General features: G+C 71.2%; 18 protein-coding genes. 7 read left to right on the forward strand and 11 right to left on the reverse strand.

What is annotated here, in order from left to right; genetic code table 11:
• The first annotated feature begins 231 nt into the window (after positions 1-231).
• Positions 232-837 carry a carbonic anhydrase gene (locus BN159_RS28875; RefSeq protein ID WP_015660548.1) on the forward strand — a complete coding sequence of 202 codons (606 nt, stop codon included), beginning with the start codon at positions 232-234 and terminating at the stop codon, positions 835-837.
• Positions 834-2540, forward strand: a complete 1707-nt coding sequence (locus BN159_RS28880; protein ID WP_015660549.1) for a SulP family inorganic anion transporter — start codon at positions 834-836, stop codon at positions 2538-2540. Before BN159_RS28875 ends, BN159_RS28880 begins: the two co-directional genes overlap by 4 nt.
• A 122-nt stretch (positions 2541-2662) precedes the next feature.
• On the opposite strand, the gene BN159_RS28885 is transcribed toward BN159_RS28880, so the two are convergent.
• Positions 2663-3310: a LysE family translocator gene (locus BN159_RS28885; RefSeq protein ID WP_015660550.1), complete on the reverse strand. Its 648-nt coding sequence runs from the start codon at positions 3308-3310 to the stop codon at positions 2663-2665.
• Positions 3311-3557: 247 nt separating this feature from the next.
• On the opposite strand from BN159_RS28885, the gene BN159_RS44285 reads away from it, so the two are divergent.
• Positions 3558-4160, forward strand: a complete 603-nt coding sequence (locus BN159_RS44285; RefSeq protein WP_408055047.1) for a helix-turn-helix transcriptional regulator — start codon at positions 3558-3560, stop codon at positions 4158-4160.
• On the opposite strand, the gene BN159_RS28890 is transcribed toward BN159_RS44285, so the two are convergent.
• From BN159_RS28890 to BN159_RS28905, 4 genes are all read right to left on the reverse strand, one after another.
• Positions 4070-4576: a hypothetical protein gene (locus BN159_RS28890; RefSeq protein ID WP_157901124.1), complete on the reverse strand. Its 507-nt coding sequence runs from the start codon at positions 4574-4576 to the stop codon at positions 4070-4072. The genes BN159_RS44285 and BN159_RS28890 overlap by 91 nt on opposite strands.
• A 286-nt stretch (positions 4577-4862) precedes the next feature.
• Positions 4863-5213 carry a nitrite reductase small subunit NirD gene (gene nirD, locus BN159_RS28895; RefSeq protein WP_015660553.1) on the reverse strand — a complete coding sequence of 117 codons (351 nt, stop codon included), beginning with the start codon at positions 5211-5213 and terminating at the stop codon, positions 4863-4865.
• Positions 5210-7804: a nitrite reductase large subunit NirB gene (nirB, locus tag BN159_RS28900; protein WP_015660554.1), complete on the reverse strand. Its 2595-nt coding sequence runs from the start codon at positions 7802-7804 to the stop codon at positions 5210-5212. Before nirB ends, nirD begins: the two co-directional genes overlap by 4 nt.
• Positions 7804-9018 (reverse strand): NAD(P)/FAD-dependent oxidoreductase, encoded by a 1215-nt coding sequence (locus tag BN159_RS28905; protein WP_015660555.1) that lies wholly within the window; start codon positions 9016-9018, stop codon positions 7804-7806. The genes nirB and BN159_RS28905 overlap by 1 nt, the downstream gene beginning before the upstream one ends.
• A gap of 210 nt (positions 9019-9228) precedes the next feature.
• Here BN159_RS28905 and BN159_RS28910 point away from each other — a divergent pair, with 210 nt between their 5' ends.
• Complete coding sequence (locus tag BN159_RS28910) at positions 9229-10011, forward strand: sulfite exporter TauE/SafE family protein (protein WP_041819976.1); 783 nt, start codon at positions 9229-9231, stop codon at positions 10009-10011.
• Here BN159_RS28910 and BN159_RS28915 read toward each other — a convergent pair.
• A complete protein-coding gene (locus BN159_RS28915; RefSeq protein WP_015660557.1) occupies positions 10008-10895 on the reverse strand; it encodes an NAD(P)-dependent oxidoreductase in 888 nt (295 codons plus the stop codon). The two genes, BN159_RS28910 and BN159_RS28915, sit on opposite strands and share 4 nt — an antisense overlap.
• Positions 10896-11025: 130 nt before the next feature.
• Here BN159_RS28915 and BN159_RS28920 point away from each other — a divergent pair, with 130 nt between their 5' ends.
• On the forward strand, positions 11026-11415 hold the full coding sequence (locus tag BN159_RS28920) for a winged helix-turn-helix transcriptional regulator (RefSeq protein WP_015660558.1): 390 nt from the start codon (positions 11026-11028) through the stop codon (positions 11413-11415).
• On the opposite strand, the gene BN159_RS28925 is transcribed toward BN159_RS28920, so the two are convergent.
• Positions 11353-11976: a class F sortase gene (locus tag BN159_RS28925; RefSeq protein ID WP_015660559.1), complete on the reverse strand. Its 624-nt coding sequence runs from the start codon at positions 11974-11976 to the stop codon at positions 11353-11355. The genes BN159_RS28920 and BN159_RS28925 overlap by 63 nt on opposite strands.
• Before the next feature lie 112 nt (positions 11977-12088).
• On the reverse strand, positions 12089-12610 hold the full coding sequence (locus tag BN159_RS28930) for a hypothetical protein (RefSeq protein WP_015660560.1): 522 nt from the start codon (positions 12608-12610) through the stop codon (positions 12089-12091).
• 247 nt (positions 12611-12857) lie between these two features.
• Here BN159_RS28930 and BN159_RS28935 point away from each other — a divergent pair, with 247 nt between their 5' ends.
• Positions 12858-13442, forward strand: a complete 585-nt coding sequence (locus BN159_RS28935; RefSeq protein ID WP_015660561.1) for an NADPH-dependent FMN reductase — start codon at positions 12858-12860, stop codon at positions 13440-13442.
• Between the two features lie 15 nt (positions 13443-13457).
• Here BN159_RS28935 and BN159_RS28940 read toward each other — a convergent pair whose 3' ends face one another.
• Complete coding sequence (locus tag BN159_RS28940) at positions 13458-13883, reverse strand: winged helix-turn-helix transcriptional regulator (RefSeq protein WP_015660562.1); 426 nt, start codon at positions 13881-13883, stop codon at positions 13458-13460.
• A gap of 79 nt (positions 13884-13962) precedes the next feature.
• On the opposite strand from BN159_RS28940, the gene BN159_RS28945 reads away from it, so the two are divergent.
• Positions 13963-14850, forward strand: a complete 888-nt coding sequence (locus tag BN159_RS28945) for an NmrA family NAD(P)-binding protein (protein ID WP_015660563.1) — start codon at positions 13963-13965, stop codon at positions 14848-14850.
• A 2-nt stretch (positions 14851-14852) separates the two neighbouring features.
• Here BN159_RS28945 and BN159_RS28950 read toward each other — a convergent pair whose 3' ends face one another.
• Positions 14853-15770 (reverse strand): aminoglycoside phosphotransferase family protein, encoded by a 918-nt coding sequence (locus BN159_RS28950; protein ID WP_015660564.1) that lies wholly within the window; start codon positions 15768-15770, stop codon positions 14853-14855.
• A 74-nt stretch (positions 15771-15844) separates the two neighbouring features.
• Positions 15845-17497, reverse strand: a complete 1653-nt coding sequence (locus tag BN159_RS28955) for a M4 family metallopeptidase (RefSeq protein WP_015660565.1) — start codon at positions 17495-17497, stop codon at positions 15845-15847.
• Positions 17498-17554 lie beyond the last annotated feature (57 nt).

Genomic DNA, 17554 nt, shown 5'->3' on the forward strand with positions numbered 1-17554 from the left:
GTGTCGTGGAGTTGTCAACGCCAACCTACAAGTAGTTTCAATGCCGCGTCGCGTAAAAGCGGTCCGGTGTGACGAGCCGCTCAGAAAGCGATTTCTCGGAGTTGTCGAACCGTATTTCGGGCAAAGAATGTCCGCCTCCTGTCCGGGCCCTGGGGTTCTCTTAACCTTTGTCTGGTGTGCACCTGCCTACGCTGTGGTCACCTGGTCGAACTCCCCCCACAGGAGGCTCCGTTGAAGGCGTTGCTGGACCGTGCCCGCGCGTTCGGGCGGCGGGTCGATTTCGAGAGCGATGAATATCGGAAACTGGCCGACGGGCAAAATCCCGAGGTGCTCTTCATTACCTGCTCGGACTCGCGGGTCATACCCGCCCTGATCACCGGCGCCCGGCCCGGAGAGATATTCGAGCTACGGAACGCGGGCAATATCGTGCCGCCGTACGGGCGCCCCGGCGCCTCCGGCGAGGTCGCTACCGTCGAGTACGCACTCGAAGTGCTCGGGGTTCAGGACGTCGTGGTGTGCGGTCACTCACACTGCGGGGCGATGAGCGCGCTCACCACCGGCGACGACCTGTCCACCATGCCCGGCGTGGACGCCTGGCTGGAGTCGGCCCGGCCGGGTCTCGCGGAGGTGCTCACCACGGGCGGCGCCGATCCGTCGCTGTCCGGCGTGGCCCAGCGCAACGTCGTCAACCAGCTCGCCGCGCTGCGCAGCCACCCGGTGGTACGGCGCCGGCTGACCAAGGGCGACCTGCGGTTGCACGGCTGGTACTACGAGGTCGACACCGGTCGGGTGCATGAACTCGACGCCGACGACCGCTTCCGGGTGCACGCCGCATGAGCGGGGCGCATGCGCGCGGGCGCGGCCACGCACGGCCCAGGACCGAGCCACGGACCAAGACCGCGGCACAGCCGACGTCCACCGGCCGGGACGGGAGGGCGGGGAGCCTCGCCACCGAGATCACCGCTTCCTTCGTCGTCTTCCTCGTCGCCCTGCCGCTCTGCATCGGCGTGGCTGTCGCCTCCGGTGTCCCCGCCGAACTGGGCATCGTCTCCGGGGTCGTCGGCGGTCTTGTGGTAGGCGCGATCCGGGGCAGCACGCTCCAGGTCAGCGGGCCGGCGGCGGGGCTCGCCGCGCTGGTCGCGGAGACCGTCGCCGAGCACGGAGTGGGCGCGCTCGGCGTGATCGTGTTCTTCTCCGGCATCCTCCAGATCGTCCTCGGCCTGATCCGGCTCGGCCGGATGTTCCAGGCGATCTCCCTCGCCGTGGTCCAGGGCATGCTGGCCGGCATCGGACTGCCGCTGATGGTCGGCCAGCTCTACCCGATGACCGACGCCAAGGCCCCCGGCACCCCGATCGAGAACATGAGCGGCCTGCCCGGACTGCTGGGTGACGTGCTGGCCGACCGGCAGGCCCTGACCGCCGCCGGGCTCGGTGTCGTCACCATCGTGCTGGCCTTCGTCTGGAAGAAGGTGCCTGGGCCGCTCGGGAAGCTCCCGGCCGCGCTGGTCGCCGTAGGGATCGGCTGCGCCGTCGCCGCGCTGCCGGGCGTGGAGGTGAAGACCCTTCAGGTCGGCAATCTGACCGCCGCCATCCAGGTGCCGGGAGCCGAGGAGTTCGCGGGTCTCGCCGACGCGGCGATCATCACGTCGATCCTCACCTTCACGGTCATCGCCTCGGCGGAGAGCCTGTTCACCGCGGCCGCCGTGGACCGCATGCACAGCGGTCCGCGCACCCAGTACAACACCGAGCTGATCGCCCAGGGCACCGGCAACACCCTGGCGGGGCTGCTGGGCGCGCTGCCCATCACCGCGGTGGTCGCCCGCAGTTCGGCGAACGTCCAGGCCGGGGCGCGGACCCGGATCTCCCGTACGCTGCACGGCCTGTGGCTGCTCGCCTTCGCGCTGCTGCTGCCCCAGGTCCTCGCCCTGATCCCGATCTCGGTGCTCGCCGGCGTCCTCGTGCACAGCGGCTGGAAGCTGTTCGCGCCCGAGGAGTTCCCGAAGATGTGGCGGCAGGACCGGGGCGAGTTCGCGGTGATGACGGTGACCACGCTGGTGATCGTGGCGACGGCCCTGCTGGAGGGCGTGATCGTCGGGCTGCTCGCCGGGATCGTGCTGGCCGCGCTGCGCATGTCGCAGACCGTGATCCGGCAGCACCTGGAGGAGGACACCGCGAAGGTCGTCATGGCGGGCAACGCCACCTTCCTGCGGCTGCCCCAGGTGATCGAGGCGCTGGAGGCGGCAGCGGAGTCCGGCAAGCCGAGGATCCGCCTGGACCTGACCGCGGTGACCCACCTGGACCACGCCTGCCGCGGCCAGGTCGAGGAGTTCACGGCCCAGCAGCGGGCGCGAGGACTGCGGGTGGAGTTGCTGATGCCGGGAAAGCCGACCGCCACGGCCACGGCTCCACTGCCCACCCCGCCTTTGATCGAGAGCCTGCCGCAGCCGGACACCTTCCCGGGCCCCGGCGCCGAATGGTTCTACCTGGACACCCGCCCCCTTCCGGACGGGTACGCGGAGCGCTCCCCGCTCGTGGGCTGAGTCCGGGCCCCGGCGGAAGGAGCGCCGCCATGACCTCCGGCCGGGACGTCTGTGGCCGCCCCCCCCGGGAGGCGTCGGAACGGCTGACCAAGATGTCGTACGACGCCCTCGGGGCGTGCTGGTCAGTCCTTGCGGCCGGTCACGGCGACCGTGACGCCGAGCCCGATCATGGTCATCCCGCCGACTCCGCCCACCGCCGAAAGACGCCGGGGGGACCGGGCGAACCAGCCCCGGGCGGTCGCCGCGACCAGGCCCCACACGCTGTCCGAGGCGAGCGCGATGACGTTGAAGACCAGGCCGAGCAGCAGCATCTGGGCCGTCACATGCCCCGCGCCCCGGTCCACGAACTGAGGCAGTACCGCGGCGAAGAACACGATCGTCTTGGGGTTGGTCACCCCGACCGCGAACCCTTCCCAGAAGGTCCGCAGTCCACCGTGCGCCGCCGCTCCTGCCGCGTCCTCGGCGAACGCGGCCCGCAGCGCCCCGCGCCCACGCCACGCCTTGATCCCGAGATAAACGAGGTAGGCGGCCCCGGCGAGCTTCAGCAGCGTGAACACCAGGACCGACCGCTCCACGACCGACCCGACCCCGAGCGCCACCGCGAGAACCAGCACATACGCGCCGACGGTGTTCCCCACCACCGACGTCAGCGCGGCCCGGCGTCCCTGGGCGAGCGCCCGCCCGATGACGAACAGCACACTGGGCCCGGGCACCACGATCAGCAGGAACGACATGGCCGCGAAGGCGAGAAGACGGTCGGGGGACACCATGCGCTCATGAAAGCAGCCGGTGCCCAGGTCCCTCCACCGGGTTTTCGAGGCGTCCGGCCCGTCGTGTTCAGGTTGGTTCAGGTGAACGGCGTCGAACGGTGACCGTCCACACCGCGCTGGCCCGCCGTGACCACGTCGCGAACAGCCGCTGAATGCTGGAGAGTTGCCGCAGTTGAGCCGATCGGAGCTCATGACTCATGAGTGACAGCACGACGGCCCTGTCCCGCCCGAGAACGCCCTCCCGGCGCTGAAGCGTCAGCTCCGGCGCCTGCGCGTGGAGCGTGGGCTGAGCATGGCGCGACTCGCACTCCGTGCCGGTCTGGGCCGGACCACGTCGAGCAAAGCCCTCAACGGCGACTCGACCCCCAGCGAGACAACCCTTGTGTCCTTGGCGAAGGCCCTGAGGACCGCCCCGAGGCCGGAACACCGGCGCAGGAGACGAGATTCACCTACGACTACCTTGCGCAGCGCCCGACCGGCCTGCTGCGCACGCTGCACGACAAACCGCGGATCAGATCCCCTACCTCGTCCGATGGCGGATCCGCACGGTCGACCTGCACCAGTCCTGGTTCAGCGAGGACCCGGGACTTCCCGGGCGGACGGCGCAGTACGCGGAGGAGTGCCTGGCGGACTTGGAGCGGATCATGGAAGTGCGGGCCAGGATCGAGAGGGAGGCGCCGGCAGCCCCTCCCTGGTCGGTGCTGGACAGCATCGGAGAGACCCTGCGTCTGGACTCCCACGCCTTCAGGTGACGCGTTCTCAGCGGGAGCAACCCGTCGACACGCGGACCTTGTTGGACCACGTGTTCGTCGTCACGTCCAGTGCCATCAGCGTGGAGTCCTTGGCGTAGCCGTAGGCCGTGCAGTCCAGCATTCCGGTGGTGACGTCGAAGGCGCCGCCGTGGCGGCCCGTCTTCCAGCGGGCGGTGGTGGTCCGGTACCAGGACGGGACGCCGGGGACCCGGTTGTCCTTGTACAGGACCAGCTTGACCTCGCCGCCGAGCGTGAAGCTCTGGCCGTGCAGCTCGATGCCGTAGACCCCGATCCGGCTGTCCCGGCGGGTGGCCCAGGCGTAGGGGTTGTAGCCGTACGCCTTGTTCTCCAGGGCCTGTCCGGAGGCCGCGGACTTCTTCTTGTCGCCGCTGTCGCTCTTCGGCGAGGCGTCCTCCGACGAGCCGCACGCCGTGGTCGTGGCGAGCGCGGCGGCGGTGAAGAGGGCGGCGAGGCCGAGTGCGGTGGCGCGGCGGTGTGTGCGTGCAGTGCGCATGGTCATCCCCCGATGTCCGACGGCCGCGACCCTCGTGGGCGGCCGGCAAACCCAGGGACAGCACCCCCTTGGGGACGGGTTCCCGGAGCGCGGGGGGACAGGGCGCACGGGGGTGGTGCGGGGGCGGGCGGCGTATCCGGTCGGCCGGGAGCGACCGCAGGTCGTGGGCGATGGACCGGGGGGTGGTACGGCGGCCCCCGCGCGCCCCGGCGTAGCCGGGACCGTCGTGCGGGCGGCATGGCGAGGGCCCGGCCGGAACCGCTCCGGCCGGGCCCGATGCCGTAGTTCAGGCCGCGCGCACCGCGTACGTCGCCACCCGCACCGACTCGTCGTCCAAGCACTGCCCGGAGGCGAGGTCGAACCGCTGCTTCAGCAGCGGCGAGGCCACGAACGGGCGCCCCTGGTGGGTGCCGGTCAGCCCGCGGGAGAGGACCCCGGCCCCGCTGAACGGGTCCCGGTTGTCGATGGCGTACAGCGTGCCGGAGCGGTCGCGGAACAGGGCCACCTGGCCGCCGTCCGGCAGCAGGGCCGCCACACCACGTCCGGGGATCAGCCGGCTCAGGTCACAGACCGTGAACCAGTCGTCCGCGAGCCGGAGTTGGACCTTGAGGTCGGTTACCTCGGGTGCCAGGGTCATCGCTGGTTGCTCCCTTCCAGGGGACGGTGGCCGATGGTCAGCAGCGGCAGGTCGGGCTTGATCTGGTCGCGCTCGGGGACGAAGCCGACGACCGGGTCCGGGGTGTCGGGCGCGTTCACGAAGGACACGAACCGGGCGAGCTTCTCGGGGTCGTTGATGGTCTCGGCCCACTCGTCGCGGTAGTGGTCGACATGGGCCGCCATCAGGGTCTCCAGCTCCTCGCAGATGCCGAGGGTGTCCTCCACGACCACGTCGCGCACGTGGTCGAGGCCGCCCGGGATCCGGTCCAGCCAGGTCGAGGTGCGCTCCAGGCGGTCGGCGGTGCGGATGTAGAACATCAGGAACCGGTCGATCAGGCGGATCAGTTCGGCGTCGCTGAGGTCCTGCGCGAGCAGGTCCGCGTGGCGCGGGGTGGCGCCGCCGTTGCCGCCGACGTAGAGGTTCCAGCCGTTGGCGGTGGCGATCACGCCGAAGTCCTTGGACTGGGCCTCGGCGCACTCGCGCTGGCAGCCGGAGACCGCCGACTTGAGCTTGTGCGGGGAGCGCAGGCCCCGGTAGCGCAGCTCCAGGTCGATCGCCATCCGGACCGAGTCCTGGACGCCGTAGCGGCACCAGGTCTGGCCGACGCAGGACTTCACCGTACGGAGGGACTTGCCGTACGCGTGGCCCGACTCGAAGCCGGCGTCCACCAACCTCGTCCAGATCAGCGGGAGTTGCTCGACCCGGGCGCCGAACATGTCGATGCGCTGGCCGCCGGTGATCTTTGTGTAGAGCCCGAAGTCGCGGGCGATCTCGCCGATCACGATCAGCTTCTCCGGGGTGATCTCACCGCCGGGGATGCGGGGCACGACCGAGTACGAGCCGTTCTTCTGGAGGTTGGCCAGAAAGTGGTCGTTGGTGTCCTGGAGCGCCGCCTGCTCGCCGTCGAGGACATAGCCGTCGGCGCCGATGGTCGGGGCGAGGGAGGCGATGATCGAGGCCACCGCGGGCTTGCAGATCTCGCAGCCGTCGCCGCCCCGTGCGGTGTCCCGGCCGTGCCGGTCCAGCAGGTCCTGGTACTTGTTGATGCGCAGGGCGAGGACGATCTCGTAGAGCTCCTCGCGGGTCTGCGAGAAGCAGCCGCACAGGCCCTTGTCGACCTCGACGCCGCTGGCCTCCAGCTCGGCGTTGACGAGCTGGCCGAGGACCTTGACGCAACTGCCGCAGCCCGTACCGGCCTTGGTGCACTTCTTGACCTCGGGCACGGTGGTGCACTGGTGCTCGGTGACCGCGCCGCGGATCGTGCCCTTGGTGACGTTGTGGCAGGAGCAGATCACCGCCTCGTCGGGGAGGGCCGACGGGCCGAGCTGGACCGAGGCGCCCGCGCCGGCGGGCAGCACCAGGGACTCGGGGGAGACCGGCGGGACCGAGCCGGTGAAGGCGCGCAGGGTGCCGTACGCCTCCGCGTCGCCGACCAGGATGCCGCCGAGCAGGGTGCCGTCCCGGCTGATGACCAGCTTCTTGTACAGGCCCGCGCGGGAGTCGGAGTAGACGACGTCCAGGCAGTCCTCGGTGGTGCCGTGCGCGTCGCCGAAGGAGGCGACGTCCACGCCGAGGAGCTTGAGCTTGGTGGACAGGTCGGCGCCGGTGAAGGCGGCCTCGTCGGCGGCGATGGTCGCGGCGGCCGTCTCGGCCTGCTCGTAACCCGGGGCCACCAGGCCGTAGACGCGCCCGTCGGAGGCCAGCGCGCACTCGCCGATCGCGAAGACGTGCGGGTCGTTGACCGTACGGCACTGCTCGTCGACGGCGATGCCGCCGCGCTCGCCGACCTGGAGGCCGCAGTCGCGGGCGAGTTGGTCCCTCGGCCGTACGCCCGCGCTGAACACGACCAGGTCGGTGGCGAGTTCGGAGCCGTCGGAGAGCTTCATGCCGGTGACGGCGCCCGCCTCGTCGACGACGATCTCCTGCGTGCCCACACCCGTGTGCACGGTCAGGCCCATGTCCTCGATGGTCCGCAGCAGCGCGGCGCCGCCGCCCTCGTCGACCTGCACCGGCATCAGCCGCGGCGCGAACTCCACGATGTGCGAGGTCAGTCCGAGGCCCTTCAGCGCGCCGGCCGCCTCGAGTCCGAGCAGACCGCCGCCGACCACGGCACCCGTCGTCGCGCTCTTCGCGTACTCCTCGATCGCGAGCAGGTCCTCGATCGTGCGGTAGACGAAGCAGCCGGTGGCGTCCTTGTTCGGGACGGGGGGCACGAACGGGAAGGAGCCGGTGGCGAGGACGAGGATGTCGTAGTCGTAGACCTGGCCCGACTTGGCGGTGACCTTCTTCGCCTCGCGGTCGACGGTCAGCGCCGGGTCGCCGACGTACAGCTCGATGGAGTGCTTCTCGATGAACTCCAGGTCGGTCATCGACAGGTCCTCGGGCGTCTTGCCCGAGAAGTACGAGGTGAGCGCGACGCGGTCATAGGCGGGGCGGGGCTCCTCGCAGAGCACGACCACGCGGTGCGTGGCGGTCAGGCCGCGCTCGGCGAGCGCCTCCAGGAAGCGCTGGCCGACCATGCCGTGGCCGACGAGCACGATCGTGGGGGTGGGCCCCGGGGTGGCGGTCATCAGGAGCCTCCGTCGTTGGTGAGCAGGTGGAGCAGGGGCGCGCCGTCGGAGGGGAGCGGCTCTGCTCCCTCCCAGGCGCGGGCGAGCGCGCCTACGGTGCCGAGTTCGCCGACGAGCACCCCGCCGACCACGCGGTCGTCGCGGACGACGACCTTGCGGTAGGTGCCGCGGGTGGCGTCGGTGAGCTGGACGACGTCGTCGCCCGGAAGCGCCTCGGTCTCGCCGAACGCGGCGAGGTCGAAGGCGGTGTTGCCGTGCAGGGTGAGCCGGGTCAGGGCCCGGGTGCCGGTGTAGCGGGCGCCGGGGTCACCGGCGAGCAGCTCCGCCAGCGCCTCGGCCTGTTCGAGGGCCGGGGTGGCGAGGCCGTAGAGCGTGCCGTCGTGCTGGGCGCAGTCGCCGATCGCCCGGATGTGCGGGTCGGAGGTGCGCAGCTCGTCGTCGACGAGGACGCCCTTGTGGACGGCCAGCCCGGCCTCCTTGGCGAGCCCGACCTTCGGGTGCACCCCGCAGGCCAGCACCACCAGATCGGCGTCGAGGGCGTAGCCGTCGGACATCTCCACCGAGCGGACCGCGCCGCCGACGCAGCGCACGTCGCGCACCCGGCACTCGGTGTGCACCTCGACGCCGAGGTCCTTCAGATGCCGCAGCACCAGCTTGGAGGCGCCCGGGTCGAGCTGGCGCTCCATGAGCCGCTCGGACTGCTGGGCGAGGACGACCTGGGCGCCGCGCACCGCGAGCGCGCGCGCCGCGGAGACCCCGAGCAGCCCGCCGCCGATGACGACCGCCCGCACTCCAGGCCGTACCGCCTTGGACAGGCCGAGGCAGTCGTCCATGGTGCGGAAGGCGTGCACGCCCTCGGGAAGCACATGATCGGGAGTGAACAGACCGCGCAGCGGCGGCAGCACCGGGTTGGAGCCGGTGGCGAGCACCAGCGTGTCGTATGCGATCTTCGAGCCGTCCGCGCACTCGACGACGCGCCCCTCCCGGTCGATGCCGGTGACCCGGGTGCGGAGCAGCCCCTGCGGGGTGGGCAGCGCGATCACCTCGGGGGCGTACCGCCCGGCCAGCACCTCGGCGAGCAGCACCCGGTTGTAGGGTCGGTGCTCCTCCTCGCCGATCAGCAGCGCGGACGTGCCGAGCTCGCCGAGCCGCCGGGCGAGCCGTACGCCCGCGAGCCCGGCGCCGATCACCACCACACGCGTATTCGAGGTCATGGCACTGAGCGTGCGGTGCGGGTGTTACCCGGCAGCATCACGTCTGTTTCACGCGAGGAACTCTGCCCTCAGCGGGGCGGCCGGATGGGTGTGAGGGTTCCCTGCGTTGGGCTGGGGCGGGCTGTGAGGACTGGGTACGGGGTGCCTCGTACCTCAGAAACCCCTCAGTTGGATGGACGTGGCATGTATCCCGTCCTTAGGGTCGCGATCATGTCCGACATATCGCTGACCATGATCGCCGTCCTGTGCCTCGCCGCCCTCGCGGCAGGCTGGATCGACGCCGTGGTCGGCGGCGGCGGGCTCCTGCTCCTGCCCGCACTGCTGCTGGGCCTGCCCTCGAACACCCCCGCCGCCTACGCTCTCGGCACCAACAAGGCGGTCGCGATCGTCGGCACCTCGGGCGCCGCGGTGACCTACGCCCGCAAGACCCGGGTCGACGTCCGCCTGGCCGTCCGCATCGGCCTCGCGGCGCTGGCCGGATCGTCCGGCGGGGCCTTCCTCGCGGCCGGGATGAGCACCGAGGTGCTCAAGCCGGTGATCATGGTGGTGCTGATCGCGGTCGCCGCCTTCGTGATCCTGCGCCCCGCCTTCGGCACCGCCCCGGCGACCGGCCCGGCCACCCGCCGCCAGATCCTCACCGCGATCGGACTCGCGGGCGTCGGCATCGGCTTCTACGACGGACTCATCGGCCCGGGCACCGGCACCTTCCTGGTCCTGACCCTCACCGCGATCCTCCACCTCGACCTGGTCGCCGCCTCCGCCACCGCGAAGATCATCAACTGCTGCACGAACGCGGGCGCGCTGGCGACCTTCGCGTGGCAGGGCACGGTGCTGTGGCAGCTGGCGGCGCTGATGGCCCTGTTCAACCTGGCGGGCGGGACGCTCGGTGCCCATACGGCGCTGAAGAAGGGGAGCGGGTTCGTCCGGGTCGTGCTGCTGACGGTGGTGTTCGCGCTGGTGGCGAACATGGCGTACGAGCAGTGGGTGGCCTAGCTTCCCTGTCGAAGCAGGAGGTCGACCATCCCCGTCGTGTCCTCCTCGCCCCGTCCCTGCGCGAGCAGCCGTTCCATGAGCGCCATGTACGGCGTCAGCAGTTCCGGACTCACCCCCTGCTCCTGTGCCGTGCGCAGCAGCGTGGCGTTGCCCGCCGTCTGCATGGCGAGGTTGGAGACGACGTTCTTCGTGAAGTCCTCGCTCTCCAGCTGGTCGGCGGTGTTGTGCACGGTGTGGGCCATCGCGGTGAGCCAGCCCTGGAGCAGCCCCGCGAACTCCTTCGGCGCGATGTCCTCCCGGCGCACCAGTGAGAAGGCGTGGAAGACCCCCGCGAACATGCCGGTCATGGCGCTGAGCAGGGCCACGTCGTGCAGCGCGGCGAAGCCCGGATCGGCGCCGACCCAAGCGGTTCCGGCCGGGACGGCGAGGGTCTCCCGGTGCTCCTCGAACAGCCCGGCGGAGCCGCTGTAGAAGACGTACGCCCCGGAGTCCGGGCTGCCGATCATCGGCGGTACGGCCATGATCCCGGCGTCCACGAACCGCGCTCCGCGCTCCTCGGCCCAGGCGGCACGGGCGCGGCCCTCGGCCGGGGTGCCGGTGGTGAGGTTCACCAGGTCCCGGCCGGTGAGGTCGGCCCCGGCGAGGGCCTCGCCGAGGGAGTCGTCGTCGAGGAGACAGGCGATCACCAGCCGGTTGGCGGCCACCGCGGCGGCGGCACTGCTCGCGACGGTCGCCCCTTCGGCGGCCAGTGCCGCGGTGCGGGCGGGGGTGCGGTTCCAGACGGTCACGGGGTGTCCGGCGGCGAGCCAGGCACGGCCGAGGGCGGTGCCCATGGCGCCGGTGCCGAGCAGGGTGAGGGGCATCGGAGAGGCGTTGTCAGTCATGGCGGTTAGCCTCGTAGCAGGTGAACGGCCTGCTCAAGTACGTACTTTGGAGTGGGCGCTTACCGCCGGGAAAGCATCGAGGCAGAGCGTTCGGGACAGAGCGTTCGGGACGAGAGGGACGGGGGCCGACATGGCGACGGCGCGACGGCCGGGGTCGTACCACTGCGGGATCGACGCGGCGATGGACGTGATCGGCGGCAAGTGGAAGGTGCTGATCCTGTGGGAGCTCTCGGTGCGTCCGCACCGGTTCGGGGAGCTGCGCCGCGCGCTGCCGGGCGTCACGGAGAAGGTGCTCGCCGCCCACCTGCGCGAGCTGGAGGCCGACGGCATCGTGCACCGCGAGGAGTACGAGGAGGTGCCGCCGCGGGTGGAGTACTCCCTGACCCCGAAGGGCGTCAGCCTCAACGCCGCGCTGGAACCGCTGGGCGCGTGGGGCAAGCGGAACATCCTGGGCACCTCACCGGCTGCCGGTGAGGTGCGCGAAGACGACGACGTTGCCCTGATAGCCCGTGGCGCGTGAGTAGCCCCCGCCGCAGGTGATCACCCGCAGCTCGGGGCGGCGGGCCGCGCCGTAGACCTTCTCGTCGGGGAAGTCCCGGGCGTCGTACACCTCGACGGAGTCGACCGTGAACACGGCCGTGGAGCCGTCGCGCCGGTCCACCTCCACCGCGCTGCCCTTCTTCAGGGCGCCGAGGCGGTAGAAGACGGCGGGGCCCTCGGCGTTGTCGACGTGGCCCGCGACGATGGCGGTGCCCTTCTCGCCGGGTGTGGTGCCGGACTCGTACCAGCCGGCCAGGTTCTTCTGCTCGGCGGGCGGCACGTCGAGGCTGCCGGACGGAGTGAGGCCGAGGCCCGTGAGGGGGGCGTCCACCCTGATCGACGGGATGCGGACATGGTCCGGTGGGGAGGGCGGCAGCGCGGGCGCGGCGGACGGCTGCCGGTCGGCGGGGTCGGCGTGCGCCTGGGCGGCGGAGGGCTGCGGCGGGGCGTGCCGTTCGGCGCCGCTGTGCAGCAGCCAGGCACCGGAGCACAGGGCCACCACCGTGACGGCCGCTGTCGCGGCGTCGCTGTACCTGCGCACGCGCGCCTCCTGAACGGGCTGACCCTGTTCCCCCTCCGGGCCGCGAGGGGCGTCGGACCCGGAGGGGGAGGGGACATGCGGTACCGGCGGGACGGACAGCGGAGGGTGTCCGTCAGATCCCGTCGCCTCTCGCCCGGCGATGCAGGAGCCAGGTACCGCCCGCGGCGGCGACGGCGAGTGCCGCCACGCCGGCCGCGGTCTGCACGGGGTCGGGGCCGAGTGCGCCGCCGACCCCCGTCTTCACACTTCCTCGCGGATGCACCGGTTGGCGCTGCGAGGTCAGCGTCACCACCAGATCGCCGGTCACCTTCCGCCCGCCCCCGGCACAGGTCGCGGTGATCTCGTACGTCCCCGGCTGCGCGCTCGGCGGCACCCGGAACCGTCCGATCGCGTCCCGCTCATGGGTGCTGGGCGCCAGCGTGAACCGACCCGCGCCCACCGCGCTGGCGTCGCCCACCGCGGTACCGCCGTCCGCGCAGGCCGAGGTGTTCACGGTGACCTGTCCGCCCGGCACGACCGAGGAGGGGTGGACCTCCAGGTGCGCGGCGCCCACGCCGTACGCCGGTGCGCAGACCAGCCCGGCAGCCGCGCCGGCGAGCGCGCTCCCGGTCAGCAGACGGGCGGTACGGCGCATCGATGCTCCCTGGGGATCAGCGGTGGTCACTGCCCTTCAGAGGTAAGGGGCAGTGGGCCGGGGCCGCTTCCTGATGGAGCGTCAGAATTGGGGTGAATGGGTGTCAGGAAGACCGGTGGGGCAGCGCGTTTTGGCAGGTCAAGGCGGTCGCTCGAAGGAGTCGGGCAACTGCCTGCCCGGCGCGTGTGAACGGGTGACCCGATGAGGCGCTTGACCTCGACAAAGGTTGAGGTATCACGCTGTCGTCATGACTTCCGCCATGGAACCCCTGAATGTCACCGTCGTCATCGGCAGCAACCGCCACGGCCGCTTCGGCCCTGTCGTGGCCGACTGGATCCTGGAGCACGTCGGGCGCCGCGAGGACCTCACGGCCGAGGTCGTGGACGTGGCCGGAATCGAGCTGCCCACGTCCTTCGCCCGCACCGAGGAGGCGACCGCGGCCCTCGCCGACGTGAGCCCGAAACTGGCCCGCGCCGACGCGTTCGTCGTCCTGACCCCCGAGTACAACCACTCCTTCCCGGCGGGCCTGAAGAACCTCATCGACTGGCACTACGCGGAGTGGCGCGCCAAGCCCGTCGCCCTGATCTCCTACGGCGGACTCGCGGGCGGCCTGCGAGCGGCGGAACACCTCCGGCAGGTCTTCGCCGAACTCCACGCCGTCACCGTCCGCGACACCGTCTCCTTCCACAACGCCGGCGCCTCCTTCGACGACTCCGGCCGCCTGAAGGACCCCACGGCCCCGGACGCGGCGGCCAAGACGATGCTGGACCAGCTGGTGTGGTGGGGGACGGCACTGCGGGAGGCGAAGGAGAGGCGCCCGTACGGGAGTTGAGAGCCTCCCTCGCCCCTACACCCCTGCCGCGCTCCCCGGATGCTCCGCGTCCCAGTCCGCCCGCGCCGCCGCGATGGCGGGTTTGTGGTCGCGGGACCAGTCGGCGAGCCCCGAGATCACGGCCGAGAAGCTGCGGCCCATCGGGGTGAGGCGGTACTCGACCTGGGGCGGGAGGGTCGGATGCACGATCCGCTCGACCAGCCCGTCCCGGCACAGCCGCTTCGTGGTCAGGGACAGCATGCGCTGCGAGATGCCGGGTATCGCGCGCTCCAACTCGCCGTAGCGGCGGCTGCCCTTGGCGAGTTCCACGATGACCAACACGGTCCACCGATCCCCCAGCCGGTCCAGCACATCACGGATCCCGCAGTCGTCATCGCCACACGGCCCTTCCGGAATAGCGCCGTTGACCTGGGAACTTACGGCGGTGTTCGGGCCTGACACGAAAGTGCCTCCTTTTGGAACCGCCGAACTCGGCGGATGCTCGGTGCTGTTCGTAAGGATCAACGCAAGGGGTGCTCGAATGATTCTCGTTACCGGAGTCTCAGGAGGACTGGGCCGACTGGTGCTCCAGGGCCTGACCGCACTGTCCGGGCCCGACGGGATCGAGGTCGTGGCAGGCACCCGGGGCGGCGACGGAGAGACCGCGCGCCGTATCGACTTCGACGACCCGGCGAGCCTCGTGGAGGGGTTCGCCGGGGTCGACGTCCTGGTGATGATCTCCGCCGGATACGCCGAGGACGACATAGTGCTGGCCCGCCACGGCGCGGTGGCCGACGCGGCGGCAGCGGCGGGCGTCCGCCACGTGATCTACACCAGCCTGGCCGCGTCGGGTGAACGCACCACCCTCGCCCTCCCGCACCGCTGGACCGAGGACCGTCTGGCCCATGGCCCGTACGACACGACGATCCTGCGCAACGGCCTCTACGCCGAACTCCTGGGCGGCCTCTCGGCGGGTTCCGCGGGACCGGCCGCCGAGACCGGGGTCTTCTCCGCCGCGTACGGCACGGGCCGGATGTCGGTCGTGGCCAGGGAGGACCTCGCGGACATCACGGTAAGCGTGGCCGCAGAGGCCGACCGTGCCCTGACCTCCGGGGGCCACAGCCGCCACGCCGGACGGACGTACGAACTGGAGGGCGTAACCGCGCTCGGCGGCACCGACCTGGCCGACCTCCTGACCAAGCGGTACGGCAGGCAGGTCGACTACCACCCCACGTCCCTCACCGACGCGCGCACCGCACTGGCAGGCCACGGCCTGGAGCCCTACCAGATCACCCACACCCTGTCCCTGCTCTCCAACATGGCGGCGGGCTTCCTGGAGGCGAAGACCTCCGACGTGCCGACCCTGTTGGGGTCTGCGCCGCGCCCGGTACACGACCTGGTGACCGAGTCCGCCACGGCGGGCGGCTGAACTCACCCGCACTCCGCCAGCACTTCAGCCACGGCCCGCCGCCCCACCCCCGCCAGCACCGGGTTCATGCCGTTGCCGAAGGCGTCGCCGTAGTAGTGATCGGCCATCAGCCCGAAGCAGAGGGCCCACCCCCGCCCCCGTTCCCAGGTGGCGTCGTCGATGTCGGCGGCGCCACGGAACGCCTCGCGGGTCTCGGCGCCGAACACGGTCCACGCGGCCATCAGGTCAGCTGCCGGATCCCCGACACCGAGGCAGCCGAAGTCGATGACGGAGGTGAGTCGGCCGTCGACGGTAAGCAGATTGCCCGGCAGAAGGTCCCCGTGCAGCCAGACGGGCGCGCGGTCCCATCCCGGCAACCCCAGAGTCCTCTCCCAGACCTCGGTGGCGAGCACCGGATCGATCGTCCCGTCGGACCCGAGATCACGGATGGCGCCCCGCACGTAGTCATCGTTGTGTCCGGGCGGCGAGCCCCGATAGGAAGTCGGCGCGTCGCTCGCGTCGGCCTGACGCAGGGCGGCGAGGAATCGCCCCAACTGCAAGGCGGCCTCGGCTGGTTGGGCGAGGGGCGTGTCGTGGGCGTTGGCCCCCTCAAGCCACTCGTACACCCCCCAAACCAGCGGGTACCCGCCCCCCGGAGCCCCCACAGCAACGGGCACCGGCACGGACAACGGCAACTCCGGCGCCAGCCGAGGCAGCCACCGGTACTCCCGCTGAACCTGCCCTTCCCCATCCCGCAACCGGGGCAGCCGCACGACGAGTTCGTCCCCGAGCCGATACATCGCATTGTCGGTCCCGGCCGACCGCACGAACCGAACCTCGAGCCCCGCCCACTCCGGAAACCGCCGGGCAATCAGCCGACGCACCAACTCCGCGTCGATGTCGAGCTCGTCGGGACGCATTTTGGGCGGTGAGGTCGGCATGGGGCTCCAAAGACTGTGGGCGGCAGGGGAGCCTAACCAGCCCCCTGCCGCCCAGGCCACCGCATTTCCCACGCTCAGCCCACGCCGACCGCGCTCCAAGCCGCAGCCACCGCCGCGTACTCCGAACTCCCGCTCCCGTACAGGTCCTTCGCCGCGCTCAGGGTCGCCGTACGCGCGCCGGCGTAGTTCGTCGAAGAGGTCATGTAGACCGTCAGCGCCCGGTACCAGATCGCGCCCAGCTTGGCGCGGCCGATTCCGGTCACCGAAGAGCCGTTGCAGGTGGGGGAGTTGTGAACCGTGCCGTTGATGGACTTCGCGCCGCTGCCCTCCGCCAGCAGGTACGCGAAGTGGTTGCCGATGCCGGAGGAGTAGTGGACGTCCAGGTCGGCCGCCCCCGTGGTCCAGCAGTCGACCGAGCTGCCGTCCTTGCTGGGCTTGTCCATGTAGCGCAGGGCGTCCTGGCCGAAGCCGTCCCGGACGATCTTCTCGCCGATCAGGTAGTCGCCGGGGTCGGAGGCGTTGGCCGCGTGGAACTCCACCAGCGTGCCGAAGACGTCCGACGTCGCCTCGTTCAGGCCCCCGGACTCGCCCGAGTACGTCAGCGCCGCCGTCTTGGACGTCACCCCGTGCGACATCTCGTGCCCGGCCACGTCCAGTGACACCAACGGGCCGAGGTTGGTCCCGTCACCGTCGCCGTAGGTCATGCAGAAGCAACTGTCGTCCCAGAAGGCGTTGTTGTACCGCGTCCCGTAGTGCACCCGGTTGTACGACCCCTTGCCGTCGCCCGCGATGCCGTTGCGGCCGTGCACGCCCTTGAAGTAGTCCCAGGTCATGTCGGTGCCGTACTGCGCGTCCACGGCGGCGGTCGCGCGGTCGGTGTTCGCGCCCGTGCCCCAGTGGTTGTCGGCGTCCGTGAACACCGTCGACGGCGCCCGGGTGACGCAGATGGTCCCGAGCAGACACAGGTCGACCTTGCCCGCCGCGTCACCCGTGTAAGTGCCCCCGCGTGAGGCGTCCTTGAGCTGGTACGTCGATCCCGAGAGGGTGGTGTTCAGGGGGACCGTTCCGCTGTACAGCGACTTTCCGTCGCCGCCCGCCGTCTCCAGGGTGTCCCACGCGTCGATCTCCGCACCGGTGCGCGCATCGGTCAGCACCGTCCGCCCGACCGGGTTGCCGAGCGAGTCCCGGGCCACGACATCGGTCCGCCAGGCCAGCTTCGGCGAGCCGTGCAGGGCGTCCACGACCAGCCGGGGCTTGGCCGTGAGTTGACGGAGGGCCTCGCCCAGGTTGGTGGCGCGCAGCGCGCTCACGGCGAGGTCGGCGGCGCGGGTCGCGGGGAGCGCGGGAGTGACACCGGCCGCCGGGGCGACGGATCCGCGAACGGCGCGCGAGGCGCTGCGGTACGTCCCGTCCTTGGCCAGGTGCACCACGAAGTCACCGCCCAGCACCGGAAGTTGACGATAGGTCCGGTCGTAGCGCACATGCTGCGTGCCGTCCGCGTCCACGATCACGTCCCGGACCTTCGTCTCCTGCGCGGAGGTCAGGCCCAGGGCGGCCGCGTGATCGACCAGTGCTGCCGCCGCGTTCTCGACCGCGACCGCCCGCGTCGGCTTGTTCGCGGCGCCCGCGCTCGGGGTGAGCGTCGCGGCGAGCAGACCGGCGGCGGTGACGGCCACACCGGCGGTGGCGAGACGGGAACCTCGGATGTGCGGCCGTATCCGGCTCATGGATCTCCTCGGGAGGGCACGGGTGATCTTGTCCTGCGATTTAAGGGGCCATGACAG

The organism is Streptomyces davaonensis JCM 4913, from assembly GCF_000349325.1.
In the GTDB taxonomy this organism is placed as follows: Bacteria; Actinomycetota; Actinomycetes; order Streptomycetales; family Streptomycetaceae; genus Streptomyces; species Streptomyces davaonensis.